This window comes from Candidatus Litorirhabdus singularis (assembly GCF_026262625.1).
GTDB lineage: Bacteria > Pseudomonadota > Gammaproteobacteria > Pseudomonadales > Halieaceae > Litorirhabdus > Litorirhabdus singularis.
Window position 1 is genome coordinate 1,109,359 of record NZ_SHNN01000001.1, and the last position, 19,339, is coordinate 1,128,697.

The following is a 19,339-nucleotide window of genomic DNA, read 5'->3' on the forward strand; positions in this document are numbered from 1 at the left end:
TACGCCACCTGTCTTAATAAAGTCAATTGCCTTACTTTAAGTCAACTGTCTTCAGGTGGTGTGAGTGCAACAGGCGTTTCTCGATGATCTGCTTGGAAGCCCGGTAGCGTTAGCCATCGGCGGGCTGAGCTATTCGCTCTCGGCGACTTGCAGCGAGCTATTACCCTCGGTTTGCAGGAGCTCCAGGCTCTGTACCTTGCCCGACATACTGGCCACGCAGGTCGCCCGCCAGCTGATTTTCTCGCCGCTGCCGTCCACCCCGGTGACCTTGAAGTCAATTTGTTTGTTAGGACCACTGCGACTGAATTTTTTGGCGCGAGCGCGGGTGTCTGCGTAGGGCGCCAGGCGAGCATCGTCTCGAAGTTCAGCTTCGCAGCCCTTCAGAGCTTCGGCGCTGCCGGCATGAGACAAGCTGGGCAGGATCGTGAGGCAGGCGCTTAAGCTGAGTGCCGTTAAGGTAGAGTTAAGAATGTTCATGAAGACGTACTCCGAGTTTGTTGAAGACTGGAGATCAGGTTACTCTGTGCACTAAGCCACAGGAATTAGCCATTTATGCAATATATATCTACATTTATGCACAGTTTATGAATTGGGATGATCTGCGCTACGTACTTGCGGTTGTGCGGGAGGGGTCTATGAGTGGCGCCGCCCGGGCTCTGAGCGTGAATCACGCCACTGTAATCAGGCGCGTGCGAGGCCTGGAGCGTGGGCTGGGGGCCTCGTTGTTTGACCGTGACGGGCATCATTATGTGATTTCGCCGGCGGGTGAGGTGGTGTTAGAGGCGGCAGAGCGTATGGAAGCGCAAGCGGCGACGGCTGAACGTTTGATTGCCGGTCAGTCCACCGCGCTGTCTGGTACTGTGCGCATTACGGCTCCCGAGCCTATGGGTACTGAATTCCTATTGCCTGCGGTCCGCGAGTTTAACGGGGATTACCCCGACATTGTGGTTGATATTAGTCTGAGTAGACGCGCCTATGATTTGGGTCGGCGTGAAGCTGATCTGGCTATTCGTGTAACCACTGAACCGCCATTGGATGTGGTTGGGTTCCGGATTACACCGCTGTATTGGGGCATATACGGGCCCGCGGGCTGTGGGCTGCTGGCGGCAGATGTTGAAAAAGTGATTGTTGAGCCCGGCGCCAGTGCCGGGGTGCCAGACTGGGTGCTGCAGTTTCTGCCACAGGCGCGGGTTAGCCTGATGGTCGACGCCGTCGAGTTAGAGGTGGCGGCTATTAAAGCGGGCTATGGCGTGGCCCGGTTGGCCACCCAAATTGGTGATGCCGATCCAGCGCTGGAGCGTCTTGCCGATATGCTGCCGCAGTATCTGGCGGACATCTGGTTACTGACGCACGTGGACGTGCGCAGCAACGCGCGGATTCGGGTATTTCGTGACTTTTTGATCGACTACTTTGAACATAATCACGCCCTCTACCAACCGCGTAATCTGGGTGCCCGCTAGCCATCGCGTTGCACGAGTTCGACGTGGTAGCCATCGGGGTCGATAATAAAGGCAATGCTGACCTTCCATTCCTCCAGTCGCGTTGGCGGCGTAGGGCACTCGCTGCCCCAGGCCAGCGCGGCGTCATAGATAGACTGGATATCGTCGCTGTAGATATAGAATTTATGCAGGGCGCCGTTTCCGTGGTCAATGTCCCCTTGCTGGTCTGCTTTTTGCGCCAGCTGTATAGATGCCGTGGAGTCATCTGAGCCCAGTATCAGCTCTTTGGCCTCCGGTACTTCTATGCGCTGCTGTACCTGCAGACCTAGTACATTGGTGTAGTAATCCTCGCTACGATCCAGATCAGTGACTGATATGCAGAATTGACCGACTTGTGATGCCATTGTCTATGTTTCCCTGGTTTTGGTTTGTATCGAAGCAGCGCGCCTCACCTTAAAGGTTGGCGACGCTGCCCGTTGTATTCCGCTGTATTGGCTCTTTACAGCGCCAGCAGGTTTCTCACGGTCATTGCCACCAGCACCAGCGAGCTGGCCGCAAAGAGGGGAAAGCGCAGCATCACATTGTTTGAGGTAGTTTGAACCAGGGAGTGCACCACGCGGATGGCCACATAGGCCCACGCCAGATTCACCGCAATGCCGTCGGCATTGCCGGCCAGCAGGGTGTAAAACACCAGCGCATAAAAAATGGTGGGTTGTTCGTGGAGGTGATTGAAATTATCTGCGGCTGCGCGAGCGCCTGAGGGCAGAACATCCAGTGATCCTGGGTGCTTGGCATCGCCGGGGTCGATGTTGGCGGCCTGCATGGCGGGAATACGTCGAGCGTACATCAAAAACCATATGACTAGTGACCAGGTGATCAGTGCCAGTGCGGGTGTCAGAATTGCGTTGTCCATGGGCGGCTCCTTAAGGTTGCCTGTTATTGTGAGGCCGCTTATCTGGTGCGGCACGCGCATTGTGGCTCCTGCGGGGCAAAATCTCCAGTGCCCGCCTATTGTCGCAGAAGTCTTATCGCGCGGACTTGGTGTTTGTGAGCTATGCTTGGAGCGAGTTTACTTTTTAGGAGAAAGTTGTGAGTCAATTTCATGATCTGCAAATGACCGGTATAACCGGCGACAGCATAGATTTCAGTCAGTTTAAGGGCCACAAGTGCCTGGTGGTTAATGTCGCCAGCCAGTGAGGACTGACTCCACAGTACGCAGGTCTGCGTACATTACATGAAGACACCGAGGGGCTCGTCGTACTGGGCTTCCCCTGCAACCAATTTGGCGCCCAGGAACCCGGCAGCGACGCTGAGATTCTGGAGTTTGCGCAAAGCAACTATCAGGTGACTTTTCCTATGTTCTCCAAGATTGAGGTGAACGGTGAGGGAGCCTGTGAACTCTACAAGATGCTCACCAGTGCGCTTGCGGATGACGAGGGTAAAGCGGATATTGCCTGGAATTTCGCGAAGTTCATGGTGGACGAAGACGGTGCCGTCGTGGCGCGTTATTCGCCCATGGTGACGCCTGAGGAGATCGCCGCGGAATTGGCGGGTTAGATCGTTGCAAGGCACCCGGTGCGGGTGCCTTGTGCCGCGATTAGAGTAGTCTGTTCAGAGGCTGGAGAAACCCTGACCCGCTTCTGCCAATTTAACCATCAATGGTGCCGGTTCAAAGGTCGCGTCACCCGTTGCCTCGGCATACTTGCGCAGAGTTGCCACTATCTGGTCTAGACCGATGCTGTCCGCATAGTGCATCGGGCCGCCGCGATAAAGCGGCCAGCCGTAGCCGTACACCCACACTACATCGATGTCGCTCGCGCGAATGGCGATGCCTTCTTCGAGAATCTTGGCGCCTTCGTTGATCATCGGGTAAATACAGCGCTCCAGAATTTCCTGGTCGCTGACCACCCGGCGATCAATACCGTCTTTGGCAGAAAACTCGAGGATGATTTTTTCTACCAGAGCAGAGGGGCTGGGAGTTCGATTTTCGTCGTAATCGTAATAGCCTGCCCCCGTCTTCTGCCCGCGTCGGTCCGCTTCACAGAGCATATCCCGAATGGTTGCACCGTTGGAGGCTTGCTTGTTCCAGCCAATATCGAGGCCAGCCAGATCACTCATCTGAAACGCCCCCATGGGCAGCCCAAAATCTACCAGCACTTTGTCTACCTGATGCGGCAGTGCGCCCTCCATGATTAACTGCTGAGCCTGCGCCTGACGTTGAAACAGTATGCGGTTGCCGACAAAGCCAGGGCAGACGCCGACCAGTGCCGCTACCTTGTTGATGCGCTTGGCAAAGGACATAGAGGTTTTGATGACATCTTTGGCGGTGTGATCACCTCGCACAATCTCTAGTAGCTTCATGACGTTAGCCGGCGAGAAAAAGTGCAGGCCAATCACCGATTCAGGGCGCGCGGTGACGGCGGCAATCTGGTTGATGTCCAGTGCTGAGGTATTCGAGGCCAGTATGGCTCCCGCTTTAACAATGCCATCCAGTTTGGTGAAAATTTCTTTTTTCAGATCCAGACTTTCATACACAGCTTCTATTACCAGATCGCAATCTGCCAGATCCTGCATGTCCAGACTGCCGGTGATCAGGCCGCAGCGTGTCTCTACGTCGTCGGCACTGATGCGACCCTTTTTGGCGGTGTTCTCATAGTTCTTGCGAATAATGCCAAGGCCCCGGTCCAGCGCCTCTTGTTGAGTTTCAATAATGATGACGGGGATGCCGACATTGGCCATGTTCATGGAAATGCCGCCGCCCATAGTGCCAGCGCCGATAACGCCCACTTTATTAATGGGTCTCTCAGGCGTATCTCGGGGTACATCGGGAATCTTGGCTGCTTGTCGTTCAGCGAAAAAGAAATACTGCTGGGCGCGTGACTGCGGGCCGCTCATCAATTCCATAAACAGCTTTTGTTCTACAGCAATACCTTCATCGAAAGGTAGGTTGACCGCCGCTTCGATGCAGCGAATATTGTATTCCGGTGCCAGAAACCCGCGAGTTTTGCGCGCAATAGACTTGCGGAATTCATCGAACAGTCCCGGGTTGCCGCGCGCTGATTGAAGCTTGTCATCGCGGTCGCGAATGCGTTGCAGGGGTTGTCCAGAGGCAACCACTTCGTGGGCAAACGCAACGGCGCCGCTGCGCAGGTCGGTATCGACAATCTGCTCTACCAAACCGGTGGCCAGCGCCTCTTCGGCGCCAATCTGGACGCCAGAAGTCATCATTTGCAGGGCTTTTTCTGCGCCTACAACCCTTGGCAACCGTTGGGTGCCGCCAGCACCTGGCAGCAGCCCCAGATTGACTTCGGGCAGGCCGAAGCGTGCGCCGCTGTCACAGACGCGAAAATGGCAACATAGGGCAGTCTCCAGACCACCACCCAGCGCTGTGCCATGGATAGCGGCGACGATGGGCTTGTCGGCATTTTCCATACGGTCCAGAGTCTCGTGCAGGCCGGGCTCCTTGGGCGCGCCTCCAAACTCGGTTATATCTGCCCCGGCAATAAAGGTGCGTCCTGCACATATCAATACAATAGCTTTGACTGCATTATCGGCCAGACACTTTTCCACGCCATCCTTGATGCCTTGCCGCACGCCTTGTGACAGCGCATTGACCGGTGGGTTGTCGATGGTGATAACGGCGATGCCGTCTTCCAGAGTGAGATCGGCCATATCAGTAAGAGCGGTCATTGTAATTCCTCGTTGCCTGTTTGATGGGTGCCCGTTGATTGGCTGCTGCGGGCTTACCGGATTTTAAACGTTGTATTGTAAGCGGTGGAGTATAGTACAGAGACTGTGGTGGCGTTGTCAGCTACCGGGTGCCTGGAGTACTGCTGCAAGCCCTCGCTAACTGATATGATAGCCCGCGATGAGAAAGACGGTGTCCAACCAAGAGGCAAAATTGTATGCATGATTTGGTAATTAGAGGCGGCAAGGTTTACGACGGTACCGGCGCTGAGCCGTTTGCGGCAGATATCGCCATTGATGGCGACAAGATAACGGCAGTTGGCGTAATCAAGGCTACAGGCCGCGAAGAAATTGATGCTACCGGCAAAATCGTGACACCGGGGTTTGTTGATATTCATACCCATTTTGACGGCCAGGTCACCTGGGACCCTCTCTTGGCGCCCTCCAGCTGGCATGGGGTTACCACGATTGTGACCGGTAACTGCGGGGTGGGCTTTGCGCCCTGCAAGCCAGAGCAACGCGATTGGTTAATCGGCCTGATGGAAGGCGTAGAAGACATTCCAGGTACCGCTTTGCACGAGGGTATTGATTGGCAATGGGAGACCTTTCCCGAGTATCTGGATACCTTGGCGCAGAAGCCGATGGCACTTGATGTGGCGACCCAGATACCGCATGGAGCGGTGCGTGCTTATGTTATGGGTCAGCGCGGAGCTGACCACGAAGTTGCCTCGCCCCAGGAAATTGAGCAGATGGCCAGTTTGGTTGGCGAGGCCATTACTGCAGGTGCGCTGGGTTTTACCACTTCGCGTACTGAGAAACACAAAGATTCCAAGGGTATCTTAACGCCGACGATTACCGCCCACGCCGATGAGTTGGTGTCGATCGCCAAAGCGGTGGGCGATACCGGTACCGGCGTTTTGCAGGGCATCTCTGATTTTTATGATTTTGAGTCTGAGTTTGAACTCTTCAAAACTATGTCGCGTGAGTCGGGCCGACCGATCTCACTGACCGTCGAGCAGCAGGATGCGCGGCCTGAATGGTGGACCCAATTGCTTAACGGTATTACTGACGCCCAGGCTGAGGGCGTTGAAATGTACGGACAGGTGCCGCCCCGCGCGACCGGCGTACTACTGGGTTTAACGGCGTCGTTGAATCCGTTTTTGTTACACCCTCCTTTTAAAGAAATAGCGGACAAGCCTCTTTCCGAGCAGGTCGCCGTAATGCGCACCCCGGAGTTCCGCGAGCGCATGCTGGCTTCTGAGCCGGTGGACATTGGCGCACCGCTGTTGCACGAGATTCTGTATAGCTACAACAAACTGTTCCGTCTGGGTGAGCCCGCCAACTACGAGCCCGACCCTGTCGACTCTTTTGGCGAGCGTGCGGCTGCTAGTGATACCACGCCGCAGGCTCTGATTTACGATGCGTTGCTGGAGAAAGATGGCAAGTCGCTGCTCTACCATCCGCTATTCAATTACGAGAACGGTAATCTCGACCACGTAAAAACGATGTTGGAACATCCGTACACCATATCTGGTCTGGGTGATGCAGGCGCTCACTGCGGTGCCTTATGCGATGCGAGCTTTCCCACGACACTGATCCAACACTGGGGCCGCGACCGTGATCGCGGCGGCAGAATACCGCTAGAAAAACTAATTGCTATGCAAACCAGCGAGACCGCCAGACAGGTTGGTCTTGATGATCGTGGTGTACTCAAGCCCGGCTACAAGGCCGATGTAAATATTATCGACTTTGAGCATCTGACCCTGCACGAGCCAGAGATTGTTTATGACCTGCCTGCTAACGGCAAAAGACTGGTGCAGCGCGCCAGTGGCTACGCCGCGACCGTTATTGCCGGCAAGGTGGCGTTTAGAGAAGGTGAATCTACGGGTGAGCTCAACGGCAAGTTGATTCGCGGAGTTCAGACAGCACCTGCTGCCTGAGTTGGTCTTTTGAAGATTTCTTGAAACTATGCGAAAAGGCATAAGGATAGTCGGTCACAGAGGCCACCCCGAAGTTAAGGACGCATTGATAAAATTTGCTCGTTGGCTGCGAACGCATACTGATTTTCCGATTCGTGTGCCGGTATATTTGAGGCCGGAAGCTGAATTGACGAATATGAGGGGCGACAAATGCTCCGCGTCATTTTTTGGGCCTTGGGAACATACCGTAGAGCCCTATATACGAATCGCGACTGGCGGTTATGAGAGTGAAAAAAAGGAGTACGGTAGGGATGACGCCTTGACTGGCTATTTGGTTTCTCTGGCGCATGAAGTGATACATTATCAGCAGTGGGTAGAGAACAATCAGTTGCACCAGCGTGGTGTGGCGGTAAAAGCTGCCAATATGGTAAAAGCCTATGCGCTAACGATAGAGCGGCCATAGAGTTAGAGCGAAGCCAAGTCATGGCGAAACATCACTTACTGATACCTTCAGGGGCTACGCATGGCAAACAGGCTTGAAACCAAAGAGCTTTACGCGTTTCTCGAAATGGGTGCCCGCACAGCGAAAATCGCCTGTGTGAAAAAGGACGGAAGCCCTATTGTTTCGCCGGTATGGTTTGTTCTGGATAATCGCGAACTGGTTTTCACCACCATGAATACCTCACTGAAGTATCGGCTTATCCAGAGAGAGCCAAGAGTATCGGTCTGTGTTGAAAGTGATTCATACCCTTACGGTTTCGCCACAATTCAAGGCACTGCGACTTTGCATAAATTACAGCCAGCCGATTTGCTGAAGTGGACAACGCAAATAGCTTCCAGATATGTACCTGGGGAATTAGTAGAGCAGTTTGGCCGCAGAAACGCCGTTGAAGACGAAGTCCTGGTCAGAGTCAAAGTTGAAAAATTCTTTGCCTTTGAGGGCATAGCAGATTGAACCGATGCTTGGGCGTTTGCAGTTTCAATAGCGACAACTCCAAAATTTTTCATTGCAGGTCGCTGTGACCCACAAAAATACAGTGAACGTTCACACGGTGCGCCGGAGAAATGCAGTGCACCAATTTCCAACTGAGCCATAAAACCAGGGAGCAACAATGAGCACATATCCAAGGACGTTTTCGCACATCGGAATTTCGGTTCCAGATGTAGAGAAAGCTGCGCAATTTTACAGTGAAGTAATGGGTTGGTATCACATCATGGAACCCACTGTTATCACCGAGGAGTCAAATACGCCGATAGGCCAAATGTGTATAGACGTATTCGGCGCTGGTTGGGGTTCTTTCAAAATCGCACACATGTCTACTGGCGACAAAATCGGTGTCGAAATGTTTGAATTCAAGAATAATGAAACGCCAACAGAGTTTGAATATTGGAAGACCAGTACTTTCCACTTTTGCGTGCAGGACCCCGACATTGAAGGCTTGGTGAAAAAGATCGTAGAACATGGCGGCAAGCAGCGCATGCCGATCCGCGAATACTACCCCGGAGAGAAGCCGTATAAGATGTGCTACGTCGAAGACCCATTTGGGCTGATTTTTGAAGTCTATTCGCACAGTTATGAATTGACCTATTCGCAGGGTGCGTATTAGATCGGGAGCACGTTCGTGTAGTAGCACATGTCAGCACAGCGAGAGCCTGTGCTGGCGATTTTTTGAAGTAATTTTGAGCGAGCCAAGCGGAGATCCAACTCATGTCTACCTATTTAATCTGTATCGCACTACTGGGCTTTCTCTGCCTCTCGCTGGGCTTCCACGTGTCCATGGCCCGCGCCAAAGTGGGTGCGATGTATGGTGGCGACGCCGATCCAGATAGCGCGCTTTATAAGGCACAGCGTGCTCACGGTAATACTATCGAATACGCGCCTATTTTGGCGCTACTGATCTTCGCTCTTGGGCAAACCGAGCAAGCGAGCTGGGTGGTGTGGACTATGATGCTAGCCACATTTTTCCGTTATCTGATCGTTGTCGGTATACTTCTGCCGCAGACAATGGCGAAGCCCAATCCAATGCGCTTTTTGGGTGCCTTGGGTACCTATATCAGCGGCCTGGTACTTGTGGCAGCACTGGTTATTCAAGCGACAAGTGGATGATGGGCAGTGTGCATTAGAAGCACCGACTCTCTTCTTGTAGCGCTCCCAAGCGTTACAACTAAAAAGGAATACCAAATGAAAATTGCACATGGCTTTAGTGGCGTACTCATGCTGCTTGCACTCAGCGCTTGTACCTCAACAGGACACACCGTAGACAACCTTGACGGTTTCTTTTCACCTGAGGGGCGAACTGTAACCAGCGCCAGCTATCCCACTGACGAGACGTCGCATCAGATATTGAAGAGCCAGGATAACGTCGGCGTCAATAAATTTGCGCATAAGCCGCAGCTGACTCCCACCGACCAGCAGCCCGTCGTGCGGATGAATCGAGATACTTACTACTCTATGGCTGTGGTTGATGTCTCTAACGGCGCCACAGTAACCATGCCTGAGGTTCCCGAGGGTAAGTACATCTCGGTACAACCAGTAACGGAAGATCACCGCATTCAACCCATGTTCTATGGTGCTGGTACCTTTGAACTGTTCACGCATACCGGTAGTCATCTTTATCTGGTGGTCCGTTTGGACGCTACCTTCACTGAGGCGGAGGCCGCCATGTTGCAAGGTCAGATGCTGGTAAGTGCGCAGAGTGATAATCTGTTTCAGGCGCAACCGGTGAATGAGGATTCTTTCAAGGCGGTAGAAAACGCCCTCAAGGCCAAGATACCTGGGATCACTCAAAGAGACGGTAAAGACGCATTGGTCGGTATGTTCACTGCTCCCACCGACGCCTCTGACGCATTGTTCACTCAAGAGAAGTACGAGGTAGGTGCCGCAATAGGTTGGGGGGGAGCGCAGCAGATCGATAACATTTATGAAGTCTCGGGAAATTACCCAGCAAATATCTGCCACCAGTCGACGTTCACTGATCCGAAGAACAGAGCGTTTTGGTCTATCACTGTCTATAACAAAGCGGGATTCATGTTCAACGATCTCGCTAATCTGAGCTCAAATACGGCGACGCCCAATGCTGACGGTACGTACACCATAAGCTTCGGTTGCGGAGCTGATGCTCCCAACAACATCGAAACTGCCAATGATTCCGGTGTTTTCAACTTGGGTATACGCCATTATCAGCCTAGTGAAATGGTTAGTGTTGAAGGGTTTCGTGTTCTGCCCACAGTTAAAGCGGTGAAATAGCCAGTCTTGCCGCTCGTACTTGTCACGGCTATGCTGCGCAGTGAGTAACGACAATTCAATGAGAGTAAAGTTATGACTAAGAAAATAGATTGGTATTACCACCGCCCCGGATGAACCAGCTGTACCAGATCCGCCAAGTTCTTGGGGGACAACGACATTACTATTACCGAACAAATACCTGCTAGTAAGAAGCTGGCAGAGGCGGATGCGAAAAGCCTGATTAAGGCGGCCAGTAAACTATACGTCGCCAAGGGCAAGAAGCTGAGCGAGTTCAAGCTCGGGGCCAAGCCAGATCCGGAAGCCGTTGCAGCCATGCTTGGACCTACCGGAAACCTGCGTGCGCCAACTATTGTGCGCGGCAAGACGCTGATTGTAGGGTTTAACGAGGAGCTGTTCGCCGAACTGCTCGGCTAAACGGCGCTATGTACAGGTTTTGTGCCGGTCTTGGGCATCTGTTTACTCATGTGACACTGCCCGAGCGGTTCGACCTGGCGCTGGATAGCGGCTTCGATGGGGTCGAACTTACCCTACCTTATGATTATAGCGTCAGCGAAATGGCGTCGATGCGCGAGCATTCCGGCGCCAACGTAGTCGGATTTACCGCTCCTGTGGGAGATTTTATGACCGCTGGCGAAGGGCTTGCCTGCGTGCCTGGCAGACAGCTTGAATTTCGCGAGTCGGTGGGCGTGGCGCTGGAGTATGCCGGCGCGTTGCAGGCGGATTGGGTTCACTTTGTGGTCGGGCGCTGTGGTGACCCCGCGCTCCGAGCGGATTATCTGGATGTGCTAGTCGATAACTTCGACTTTGCGCTGGAGGCCTTTGCCGGTGTAACCACTGGCGTGGTCTTTGAACCTCTAAACCGACGTGATTTCCCCGGCTTTTTAGTGAGCTCCCCGGCGCAGGCGCGTGAGGTCATAGCGCGGGTAAATGGGCCGCTTGGGTGTATCTTCGATACCTTGCATCTGGGTGTCGAGGGTATTGACCCGGCGCGCGAGATTGCCGACCATGCTGCCTGTTTTGCTCACCTTCAACTTGCCGATACACCGGCGCGGCAGACTCCCGGCAGCGGCACTCTGGATTGGGAGGGGTTTTATCAAGCACTGGCTAATAGCGCCTACAATGGCTGGATTGGTGCCGAATATCATCCCGGCAATGAGCATAGTGAAGACCTGGACTGGTTGACCACAGCCAGAAGCATTTTGAACGCCTAAGGAAACTGATATGAATGAAGCACGTATGCCAGTACTGATCGGTGCTGGACAGATTACCGATAAGCGTGACCCTGAAGAGGCGTCTACGCCTGTGGAACTGATGGCAGAAGTGGCACGTCGTGCTGCGGCAGATGCAGGCCCAGGCGAGGCCTTGTTGCAGGCTATTGACGCGATAGCCGCCATCGGTCTCGTGGTGGACAGCCCCGAAGCGACCAGTCCTCTTAAAGGGACGTATACCAATGTCCCACGCACTGTCTGCAATATGTTGGGCATTGACCCGGCGCAGCAGTACTACACCACCTCAGGCGGCAATACCCCTCAATATCTTGTTAACAAGTTTGCCGAGCAAATTGCCAATGGCGAAGCTACTGCGGTGCTGTTAACCGGTGCCGAAGCCCTACAGACTATGATTTCACGCCTGAAAAAGGGCCTGGATCTCGACGCGTGGGCCGATGATCCTGGCGTTCCTGTGCAGATGCTGGGTCAGGCGCGTGATGCGGCTACCCCGCATGAGGTCAGTTTTGGTATTCAGACGCCTTCCGTGTCCTATCCGCTATTTGAGAATGCGTTGCGCGGTAAGTACGGTTTAACGCTAGAGGAACATCAGCATCGTCTGGGTGAGCTTTACGCCAGATTTAACAAGGTGGCTGCCACCAATCCACTGTCGTGGTTTCCCACTGAGCGCAGTGCGGAAGAGATAAGCACGCCCAGTGACAGTAATCGCTATGTCGGTTTTCCGTACACCAAGTACCTGAACTCCATCATTCAGGTTAACCAGGGTGCCGCCGTCATCATGACGTCGGTAGCCAAGGCCCGTGAACTGGGCGTCAGCGATGACCGGATGGTCTACTTGCATGGCTGTGCCGATGCTAATGACATCTGGAACGTGTCGGAGAGAGTCAACTACACCTCCTCGCCGGCGGTGCGCACGATGGGCCAAAAGGCGCTGGCTATGGCGGGTAAGACCATCGCTGACATGGACTTTTTCGATATCTATAGCTGCTTCCCATCGGCGGTACAAATTGCCTGCGATGAGCTGGGTATTGCCCATGACGATTCGCGTGGCCTGACTCTGACCGGAGGTTTGCCTTACTTCGGTGGCCCCGGCAATAACTATGTGATGCATTCTATCGCCCACATGATGGATAGGGTGCGCGCTAACCCGGGTAAGTTTGGTCTACTCAATGCTAATGGCTGGTTCATTACCAAGCACGCGCTGGGTATCTATTCGACTACACCGCTTGCAGCTGATTGGGAGCGGGAAGACCCGGCTGCCTACCAGCAGGCGATTCTGGATGAGTCTCATCCGCCCTTTACCGAGTCTCCCTCAGGCGCGGCGACCGTAGAAACCTATACAGTGCTGCATGGCCGCAAGGGGGTGGAGCGCGGCTTGATTGTCGGTCAACTGGCAGACGGCACCCGTTTTCTGGCGCAGACGCCAGAGGATGCAGAGACACTGCAAAAGCTCAAGGAAGTGGATGCGCTGGGCATGGCTGGGACCGTTAGTCAGGTGGACGGTATCAATACATTCGTGCCCCGATTCGGGTAGTACGGGCCCCCGCGGGGGTGCGAAAGGAGGCTTTTGTGGACTGTTTCTCAGTTCTGGCACTGCGAATATGATGATTAGGGCTGGGACTTCAGCCTGCTTTGGCCGCGCCAGGGGCGCCTGCATAGACTTATATGTAAGCGCTTACATACCTGCATAAGCATATATATAAAGGCTTTCTCTCATTAATTATTCGAGGCGCTAACATTCAGCGGAACCGGCTACTGTCAGCTTCTTACGAGCACTATTCATCAAATGAATAACTAAAATAGACAACATTCTATTAACTAATACTCGATCAGTACTTACACTTGCCGTCCTTAAATTTTGCACTACCGAGGACGACCCATGGCTACTTATAACCAAGACATTGATTCCCTGACTCAGCTGCGCGACGCACAAGGCGATGCCTGGGCTGGCATTAACCCTGAGTACGCAGCACGTATGCGTCAGCAGAACCGCTTTCGCACTGGCCTGGATATTGCCCGTTATACGGCTGATCTGATGCGCCGTGACATGGCTGCCTATGATGGCGACAGCAGCGATTACACCCAATCACTGGGTTGCTGGCACGGCTTTGTAGCCCAACAGATGATGATGGCCGTGAAGCGTCACCAACCGACGACTGCACGCCACTACGTTTACCTCAGTGGCTGGATGGTTGCAGCACTGCGCTCCAAGTTTGGCCCGCTGCCCGACCAGAGCATGCACGAGAAAACCACTGTACCTGAACTGATCGCTGAGATTTACACCTTCCTCAAGCAGGCCGATGCGCGTGAACTGCGCCACCTGTTTAAGGATCTCGACGAAGCTAAAGCCAACGGCGGCGATGTGGCGGCAGTGCAGGCGAAAATTGATAACTTCGAAACGCACGTGGTGCCTATCATTGCCGACATTGATGCCGGTTTTGGTAACGAAGAAGCTACTTACCTGCTGGCCAAGCAAATGATTGAAGCCGGAGCCTGTGCCATTCAAGTAGAAAACCAGGTATCTGATGCCAAGCAGTGTGGTCACCAGGCCGGTAAAGTCACTGTGCCTCACGAAGACTTCCTGGCCAAGATCAACGCGATTCGTTACGCGTTCCTGGAGCTGGGTGTTGAAAACGGCGTTATCGTTGCCCGTACTGACAGCCTGGGTGCCAACCTGACTCAGAAAATCCCGGTATCGCGTCGCCCCGGTGACCTGGCCAGCCAGTACTGTGATTTCCTGAATACTACACCGGTCGAAAATCTTGATGAACTCAAGGACGGCGACATTACTATTCATCAGGACGGCAAATTGGTGCGTCCCAATCGTCTGGAGAACGGCCTCTACGAATTCCGTGAAGGAACCGCAGTCGAGCGAGTTGTATTGGACTGTGTTACCAGCCTTCAGCATGGCGCAGACTTACTGTGGATCGAAACCGAAAAGCCCAATGTGGCGCAGATTGCAGACATGGTGAACCAGGTACGTGAGACAGTGCCCGATGCCAAGCTGGTCTACAACAACTCGCCTTCGTTCAACTGGACGCTTTCATTCCGTGAGCAGGTATTTGCGGAGTGGGTTGCAGCTGGTAAGGACGTTTCTGCTTACCCGGACCCGGCTACACAACCCAAGGGTCTTATGAGCGTTGAGTTCGATAGCTCTGAGCTGGCTGCCGAAGCTGACAAGCTGGTGCAGAACTTCCAGAAAGATGCTTCACGTGAAGCGGGTATTTTCCACCACCTGATCACTCTGCCGACTTATCACACGGCGGCACTGAGCACGGATATTCTTGCTGAAGGCTACTTTGGTGATCTGGGCATGTTGGCTTACGTCCGCGATGTCCAGCGTCAGGAAATCCGTCGTGATCAGGCATCCGTTAAGCACCAGGATCTGGCCGGTTCCAACATCGGTGATGATCACAAGGAGTACTTCTCCGGTGAGAATGCATTGCTTGCTGGTGGTACCGACAACACTATGAATCAGTTCTAAATCACTGATGGATAGCGGCTCCGAATGACAGGAGCTGGGAAATGGGCCTCACGGCCCATTTTTTTTGGCCGCTCTTGCCTGTGCAGCATGAACGTTGATTTTGTCTGTGGGGCCGAATTCATTCGGCCACGCCCAACTTGCAGCCATCTATACAGTAGCGCTGCCTACTCAGTTCGCTAGCTTATATTTTCATGCTACTGTTTAAGCTGTTTACCTGTAACCCAACGGAGTAGTTAAAGGTTTGATTCGCCAGCACTCTGCATCTGCCCCAAGCCTCCTGCCCACTGGATTTATACCGCGTGCAAGTTGCGTATGCTTTCTGTTTCTACTCGCGTACCTGATCTCCGCCACAAGCCTGGCAGATGATCAGGGCGTCCCCAACTATGCTTACTCGGTATTCGTAGGTACCGGGTCCTATAAGATTGATGACCGGACAGTCTATGTGCTGCGCGCTCCGCTGGATTTCAATCTAAGCGAGGCCGAGCCCGAAGCTGGTCGCCGGTTTGGTATGCGCTTATTGATGCCGGTCGCCGTGGGATTGACGCAGTATGAGGATTTCGTTGATATTCCGGAGCTCGATATAGAGGACATACAAAGTATCAGTGTCGTGCCCGGCGTAGAATTTCCGATATGGCTGACTGACGAGTGGACGCTTAGCCCATTTGCGCAGCTGGGCTTCGGCATGGACACAAAATCAGATTCCCGCAGTATTATTTGGGGCTCGGGCGCTCGTGTCCGCTGGGAACCCAGAGATGCTCCTCAGTGGTTAGTCGGTGGAGAATTTCTATGGGCGGGTAATAATCCGAACAATAATCAACCAACCACCGATTTTACGCGCTGGGGTGTGGGTGCCGAATATCGTATTGATACACAGCAACAGCTGTTTGATCGTGAAATCTCCTGGCATTTGCGTGCATTGCTTTGGCAGTACTCAGATGCACTTCGTTTTGAGCCGCCGCTGCAGCTCTTTAAGCTTAACTCAGCGACAGAAGTGGGAGTATCAGTTGGCTTTAGCCGGCCTTTCAATATTTTCGGCTACAAATTTCATCAGGGTGGTATCGGCTATGAGTGGGCTGACGACTTCAAGGCGGTGAAATTTTATACGACGTTTCCTTTCTAACCGTCGGCTGTAAAGCCGGTCAGTCCGGCTTTAGCAATGGCTAGCTTGATGGCTACACGAGTCCTGAGCTAGATGGTCAGACAGATTTTCCCGAAATGCTGCTGCGATTCTTGAAGGCGAAAAGCATCTGCAATCTCGGAGAGGCCAAAACAACGATCAATAACCGGCTTGATGCCGTTGGTTTCCAAAGCGGCAACCATATCCAGCTGGCTTTCTCTTGATCCTACCGTGATGCCGCTGACAACAGCGTTCTTCTGAAACAATTCTGCCGTGGGTACATCGCCAGATATACCAGTCAGCACGCCAATCATCGAAATATGACCACCCATTCTTACCGCGCGTATCGACTGTGGCAAGGTGCCGGAGCCGCCAACCTCCACGATCACATCGACGCCACGTCCGCCCGTTATCTCAAGTACCTTGTCGCCCCATGCTGGAGTCTCTTTATAGTTAATGGTCTGGTCTGCACCCAGCTCGCTCAGGCGTTGTAGCTTGGCGTCGCTGGAGGAGGTCGCAATAACGTGACAGCCGGCTGCCTTGGCAAACTGCAGCGCGAACACAGAAACGCCGCCACTGCCTTGCACCAGCACTGAGTCACCGGGTTTGATTTTGGCTTCAACCATTAGCGCGCGCCATGCTGTCAGCGCTGCGCAAGGCAGTGTGGCTGCTGCTTCAAAGCTGTAGCCTTCCGGCATCCGCGTGAAGGCACTGACAGACTTGGTGACAAGCTCCGCGGCAAAGCCATCGGCCATATCGCCCGGCACATCAGTGATTTTCGCAAAGGCATCGGCACGGCCGCTTTCCCAATGGGGAAAGAAGCAACTCATAACTTTGTCGCCGACTGCGAACTCGGTTACCCCGGCTCCCACCGCTTCTACAATGCCCGCACCATCAGACATAGGGATGCGGTCCTGGTCGACAGCGATAAGCCCGATAACCACCGCATAATCATGAAAATTCAGCGAGCTGGCCTTGTTGCGAATCGTGATTTCTCCCGGTCCGGGCGCCGGTGCTTCCGCAGATTCCAGTATCAGGTTGTCGAGGCCGCCGGGCTGTTTGAGGTGAATGGCTTGCATATCTTTATCTCCGCGAAAGTAGCTGTGCACTATAGCTGTATCGCGGGCCCGGTACCAAGTTGTGTTGGTATAGCTGTCTGAACGCCGCCTTATTCGCTGGCTTTGTACCAGATAGGTGAGGACCAGGCGCGCTCCTGCAATGTTTTGGCCAGATCAGGCCTGGGCTCGACGCCTTCGCGCAGTGCGTCCCAGGTGGACCAGCGACAGGTTGGGTTCTCCAGTACCCGCAGGTAGTAGAAAGCCTCCTGCTGAATATCGAAATCCGGATCCCGCCACAGGCTCAATAGTTCGCCGGCGCCCACGCCCTGGCTGATAGAGCAGTCAGCCAGATTGACCTTGGCGCCGTTGCCGGGACAGCGCCCGGTATTTGGGTCCACCTGCCAGCCATCCGAGCATGCGACATCATAAATTTTCTCCACGGCAGCACCGTCTTTGATGTATCCCTTGATGATCTGTGCCCGCTGCAGCAGCGCGCCATTAGGTGCGGCCTGTGCCCAAACTACGAATGCTGGAGTCTGGCCGTCTTTTGCGTCAAGGTCAGCACCCATGCTGACACCTCCCGCATAGGCGATTTGCGCCAGATCCGGGTTTTTCAGTATGTTTTCGTCAAAGTTGTAGCCGGCAAAGAAACGGACTTTGATGCGCGGTCCAGTGGTGGCAAAAGTTTCCTTGCGGCGAAAAGCTGAATAGATGGATTCACGGGTATTCTCTTCAGCCCACACGCCCGCAATCCCTGAAGCACTCCAGGTCTCGAAACCGCCGCCTTGCATGTATTGCTTGCCGTCAATGGTAATCAATGTGTCAGGCGCCAGTAACTTGGCAGCGGTGCGCTGCAAAAACGGCGCGGGTACGGAGCCGCGGCCCACGGGGCTGCCATCCAGAATGCCCGCCTTGCTAAAAAAGGTAGCCTCGTCATCGGTGGTGGCAGCCACGTGCGTATCACTGGCGGCGACGAGTCCAAACTTATAGGGGTTAAGCCCGCCTTTGGCGGCGATGTCCATTCCGTTCAGATAGGCTTCGCGCACATAGCTACCCTGTGGTTGACTGTGCTGTGTGGTGCCGACGCGGTAGGGATAAATCTCGAAATTGGCCCACTCATCGTTTGGAGAAAGCTCAGGGTGAGTGTCCGAGGTTCCCTTAATCTGGGTAATTTCTACCAGCGGTTCATTGCGCATGCGTTGCTCTGCGTAATCATCGTCCAGTGGGTTACCTGCCCAGTCCTCCAGCTTGAACATTTGTCCATTGGATCCATTGGAGTTATGCGGGATAGCAAGACTCTCTATGCCATGCTCGCGAAGTCCATCCATCCAATCCCACAAGCCTTCCGGGTTCTGTGAGTTAAAGCGCGAGAAAGGTACTGCTGGCAGTCTCTCACTGTTCCTGAAAATAACGTTGCGGTGTAGGTTGCCGCGGTCGTTGGAGCTGCTGGTGTATTCGTAGGCCACGAAAGTAGTGAAACGGCCGGGATCATTATGCTGCTCCGCAGCGTCGATCGTGTCCAGCCAGGCGCGCTTCATGATATTCAGGGTCAGCTCGGGATCGATGCTGCCATCGCCAAGGCCTATCAGGGTGCCGGGTATAAATCTGGCGAAGTTACTGACTCTTTGCAACACGCTGGTATCGCCCATGTTGTCTGGTGCATTCAGGTTGTGAATAAGCTCAGCGACCCTGTATTTCGAAAACTCGGTGCTGGTGTCGGCCGCTTCTCGAACCACGCCCAAGAACATGGCATGGTCGGTTACCGCATAGAAATCTAACGGCTGCTCCAGCTTGATTTCATAGCCGCGCGGATGCGTTAACGGCGCGCCCTTGGCATAGCGATAGGCATCGTAGGGAGTTGCGGTGGTACCGAAAGAATAGGCGTCAAAAGAGTATTCGGTGTGCACATGCAGGTCACCAAAGTAGGCATTACGGCTTGGGTTTAATGGTTTGGTGGTGCGGTCAATCAGCTCTCGGTTAACCGGTATTAGCGTATTGGGGGCATCGGGATCACCGCGGCCTACAAAATCGTCAACTTCTTGCGTGATACTGGTGCGTTCACAGCTCGCCGAAGACAGGATAAGTGCAGTGGCAACAACCAGGGCGGCAACATTCGTGTGGCTAATAGGCACAGCGGACTCCGATTAAAATTATTATAGATA

At 53.8% G+C, this 19,339-nt stretch carries 18 protein-coding genes and 1 pseudogene; 13 read left to right on the forward strand and 6 right to left on the reverse strand.

The genetic code is table 11. The annotated features are described in order from the left end of the window. Nucleotides 1-129: 129 nt before the first annotated feature. The gene (locus tag EYC98_RS05000; protein ID WP_279244207.1) at nucleotides 130-477 is read right to left on the reverse strand and encodes a hypothetical protein; all 348 of its coding nucleotides are present in this window, start codon (nucleotides 475-477) and stop codon (nucleotides 130-132) included. Nucleotides 478-584: 107 nt separating this feature from the next. Between EYC98_RS05000 and EYC98_RS05005 the strand changes: the two genes are divergently transcribed. After that, nucleotides 585-1,460, forward strand: coding sequence for a LysR family transcriptional regulator (locus EYC98_RS05005; protein ID WP_279244208.1), 876 nt, complete (start codon nucleotides 585-587; stop codon nucleotides 1,458-1,460). On the opposite strand, the gene EYC98_RS05010 is transcribed toward EYC98_RS05005, so the two are convergent. Both EYC98_RS05010 and EYC98_RS05015 read right to left on the reverse strand, forming a co-directional pair. Continuing rightward, nucleotides 1,457-1,843, reverse strand: coding sequence for a VOC family protein (locus EYC98_RS05010; protein ID WP_279244209.1), 387 nt, complete (start codon nucleotides 1,841-1,843; stop codon nucleotides 1,457-1,459). The two genes, EYC98_RS05005 and EYC98_RS05010, sit on opposite strands and share 4 nt — an antisense overlap. Before the next feature lie 95 nt (nucleotides 1,844-1,938). Next, a complete protein-coding gene (locus tag EYC98_RS05015; protein ID WP_279244210.1) occupies nucleotides 1,939-2,352 on the reverse strand; it encodes an MAPEG family protein in 414 nt (137 codons plus the stop codon). 287 nt (nucleotides 2,353-2,639) lie between these two features. Between EYC98_RS05015 and EYC98_RS05020 the strand changes: the two genes are divergently transcribed. Continuing rightward, nucleotides 2,640-2,996, forward strand: a complete 357-nt coding sequence (locus tag EYC98_RS05020) for a glutathione peroxidase (RefSeq protein ID WP_320415546.1) — start codon at nucleotides 2,640-2,642, stop codon at nucleotides 2,994-2,996. 54 nt (nucleotides 2,997-3,050) lie between these two features. Here the strand turns inward: EYC98_RS05020 and EYC98_RS05025 are convergent, their stop codons facing one another. Then, complete coding sequence (locus EYC98_RS05025) at nucleotides 3,051-5,129, reverse strand: 3-hydroxyacyl-CoA dehydrogenase NAD-binding domain-containing protein (RefSeq protein WP_279244212.1); 2,079 nt, start codon at nucleotides 5,127-5,129, stop codon at nucleotides 3,051-3,053. Nucleotides 5,130-5,344: 215 nt separating this feature from the next. Between EYC98_RS05025 and EYC98_RS05030 the strand changes: the two genes are divergently transcribed. The 11 genes and pseudogenes from EYC98_RS05030 (at nucleotide 5,345) to EYC98_RS05080 (ending at nucleotide 16,122) form a co-directional block, all read left to right on the forward strand. Next, entirely contained in the window at nucleotides 5,345-7,066 is a 1,722-nt protein-coding gene (locus tag EYC98_RS05030; RefSeq protein WP_279244213.1) for an N-acyl-D-amino-acid deacylase family protein, read from the forward strand. 166 nt (nucleotides 7,067-7,232) lie between these two features. Continuing rightward, the gene (locus EYC98_RS05035; protein WP_279244214.1) at nucleotides 7,233-7,508 is read left to right on the forward strand and encodes a hypothetical protein; all 276 of its coding nucleotides are present in this window, start codon (nucleotides 7,233-7,235) and stop codon (nucleotides 7,506-7,508) included. 60 nt (nucleotides 7,509-7,568) lie between these two features. Next, nucleotides 7,569-8,000: a PPOX class F420-dependent oxidoreductase gene (locus tag EYC98_RS05040; RefSeq protein WP_279244215.1), complete on the forward strand. Its 432-nt coding sequence runs from the start codon at nucleotides 7,569-7,571 to the stop codon at nucleotides 7,998-8,000. A gap of 157 nt (nucleotides 8,001-8,157) precedes the next feature. Then, entirely contained in the window at nucleotides 8,158-8,652 is a 495-nt protein-coding gene (locus tag EYC98_RS05045; RefSeq protein WP_279244216.1) for a lactoylglutathione lyase family protein, read from the forward strand. Nucleotides 8,653-8,753: 101 nt separating this feature from the next. Next, entirely contained in the window at nucleotides 8,754-9,152 is a 399-nt protein-coding gene (locus EYC98_RS05050) for an MAPEG family protein (RefSeq protein WP_279244217.1), read from the forward strand. Nucleotides 9,153-9,227: 75 nt separating this feature from the next. Continuing rightward, entirely contained in the window at nucleotides 9,228-10,292 is a 1,065-nt protein-coding gene (locus EYC98_RS05055; protein WP_279244218.1) for a DUF1254 domain-containing protein, read from the forward strand. Between the two features lie 126 nt (nucleotides 10,293-10,418). Then, nucleotides 10,419-10,706, forward strand: a pseudogene (locus tag EYC98_RS05060) (hypothetical protein); the annotation flags it as partial. A gap of 8 nt (nucleotides 10,707-10,714) precedes the next feature. Beyond that, nucleotides 10,715-11,503, forward strand: a complete 789-nt coding sequence (locus EYC98_RS05065; RefSeq protein WP_279244220.1) for a hydroxypyruvate isomerase family protein — start codon at nucleotides 10,715-10,717, stop codon at nucleotides 11,501-11,503. A 10-nt stretch (nucleotides 11,504-11,513) separates the two neighbouring features. After that, nucleotides 11,514-13,052, forward strand: a complete 1,539-nt coding sequence (locus EYC98_RS05070) for an acetyl-CoA acetyltransferase (protein WP_279244221.1) — start codon at nucleotides 11,514-11,516, stop codon at nucleotides 13,050-13,052. A 345-nt stretch (nucleotides 13,053-13,397) separates the two neighbouring features. After that, nucleotides 13,398-15,002, forward strand: coding sequence for an isocitrate lyase (locus tag EYC98_RS05075; RefSeq protein WP_279244222.1), 1,605 nt, complete (start codon nucleotides 13,398-13,400; stop codon nucleotides 15,000-15,002). Between the two features lie 442 nt (nucleotides 15,003-15,444). Next, nucleotides 15,445-16,122 carry a hypothetical protein gene (locus EYC98_RS05080; protein ID WP_279244223.1) on the forward strand — a complete coding sequence of 226 codons (678 nt, stop codon included), beginning with the start codon at nucleotides 15,445-15,447 and terminating at the stop codon, nucleotides 16,120-16,122. A gap of 68 nt (nucleotides 16,123-16,190) precedes the next feature. Here the strand turns inward: EYC98_RS05080 and EYC98_RS05085 are convergent, their stop codons facing one another. After that, entirely contained in the window at nucleotides 16,191-17,198 is a 1,008-nt protein-coding gene (locus tag EYC98_RS05085; protein WP_279244224.1) for a zinc-dependent alcohol dehydrogenase family protein, read from the reverse strand. 89 nt (nucleotides 17,199-17,287) lie between these two features. Then, nucleotides 17,288-19,309, reverse strand: a complete 2,022-nt coding sequence (locus tag EYC98_RS05090; protein WP_279244225.1) for a DUF3604 domain-containing protein — start codon at nucleotides 19,307-19,309, stop codon at nucleotides 17,288-17,290. Nucleotides 19,310-19,339 lie beyond the last annotated feature (30 nt).

Coding starts and splice junctions, on each gene's coding strand:
- EYC98_RS05055 (WP_279244218.1), top strand. CDS start 9,228: ATGAAAATTGCACATGGCTTTAGTGGCGTACTCATGCTGCTTGCACTC.
- EYC98_RS05010 (WP_279244209.1), bottom strand. CDS start 1,843: ATGGCATCACAAGTCGGTCAATTCTGCATATCAGTCACTGATCTGGAT.
- EYC98_RS05050 (WP_279244217.1), top strand. CDS start 8,754: ATGTCTACCTATTTAATCTGTATCGCACTACTGGGCTTTCTCTGCCTC.
- EYC98_RS05005 (WP_279244208.1), top strand. CDS start 585: ATGAATTGGGATGATCTGCGCTACGTACTTGCGGTTGTGCGGGAGGGG.
- EYC98_RS05070 (WP_279244221.1), top strand. CDS start 11,514: ATGAATGAAGCACGTATGCCAGTACTGATCGGTGCTGGACAGATTACC.
- EYC98_RS05030 (WP_279244213.1), top strand. CDS start 5,345: ATGCATGATTTGGTAATTAGAGGCGGCAAGGTTTACGACGGTACCGGC.
- EYC98_RS05000 (WP_279244207.1), bottom strand. CDS start 477: ATGAACATTCTTAACTCTACCTTAACGGCACTCAGCTTAAGCGCCTGC.
- EYC98_RS05045 (WP_279244216.1), top strand. CDS start 8,158: ATGAGCACATATCCAAGGACGTTTTCGCACATCGGAATTTCGGTTCCA.
- EYC98_RS05025 (WP_279244212.1), bottom strand. CDS start 5,129: ATGACCGCTCTTACTGATATGGCCGATCTCACTCTGGAAGACGGCATC.
- EYC98_RS05085 (WP_279244224.1), bottom strand. CDS start 17,198: ATGCAAGCCATTCACCTCAAACAGCCCGGCGGCCTCGACAACCTGATA.
- EYC98_RS05040 (WP_279244215.1), top strand. CDS start 7,569: ATGGCAAACAGGCTTGAAACCAAAGAGCTTTACGCGTTTCTCGAAATG.
- EYC98_RS05065 (WP_279244220.1), top strand. CDS start 10,715: ATGTACAGGTTTTGTGCCGGTCTTGGGCATCTGTTTACTCATGTGACA.
- EYC98_RS05075 (WP_279244222.1), top strand. CDS start 13,398: ATGGCTACTTATAACCAAGACATTGATTCCCTGACTCAGCTGCGCGAC.
- EYC98_RS05015 (WP_279244210.1), bottom strand. CDS start 2,352: ATGGACAACGCAATTCTGACACCCGCACTGGCACTGATCACCTGGTCA.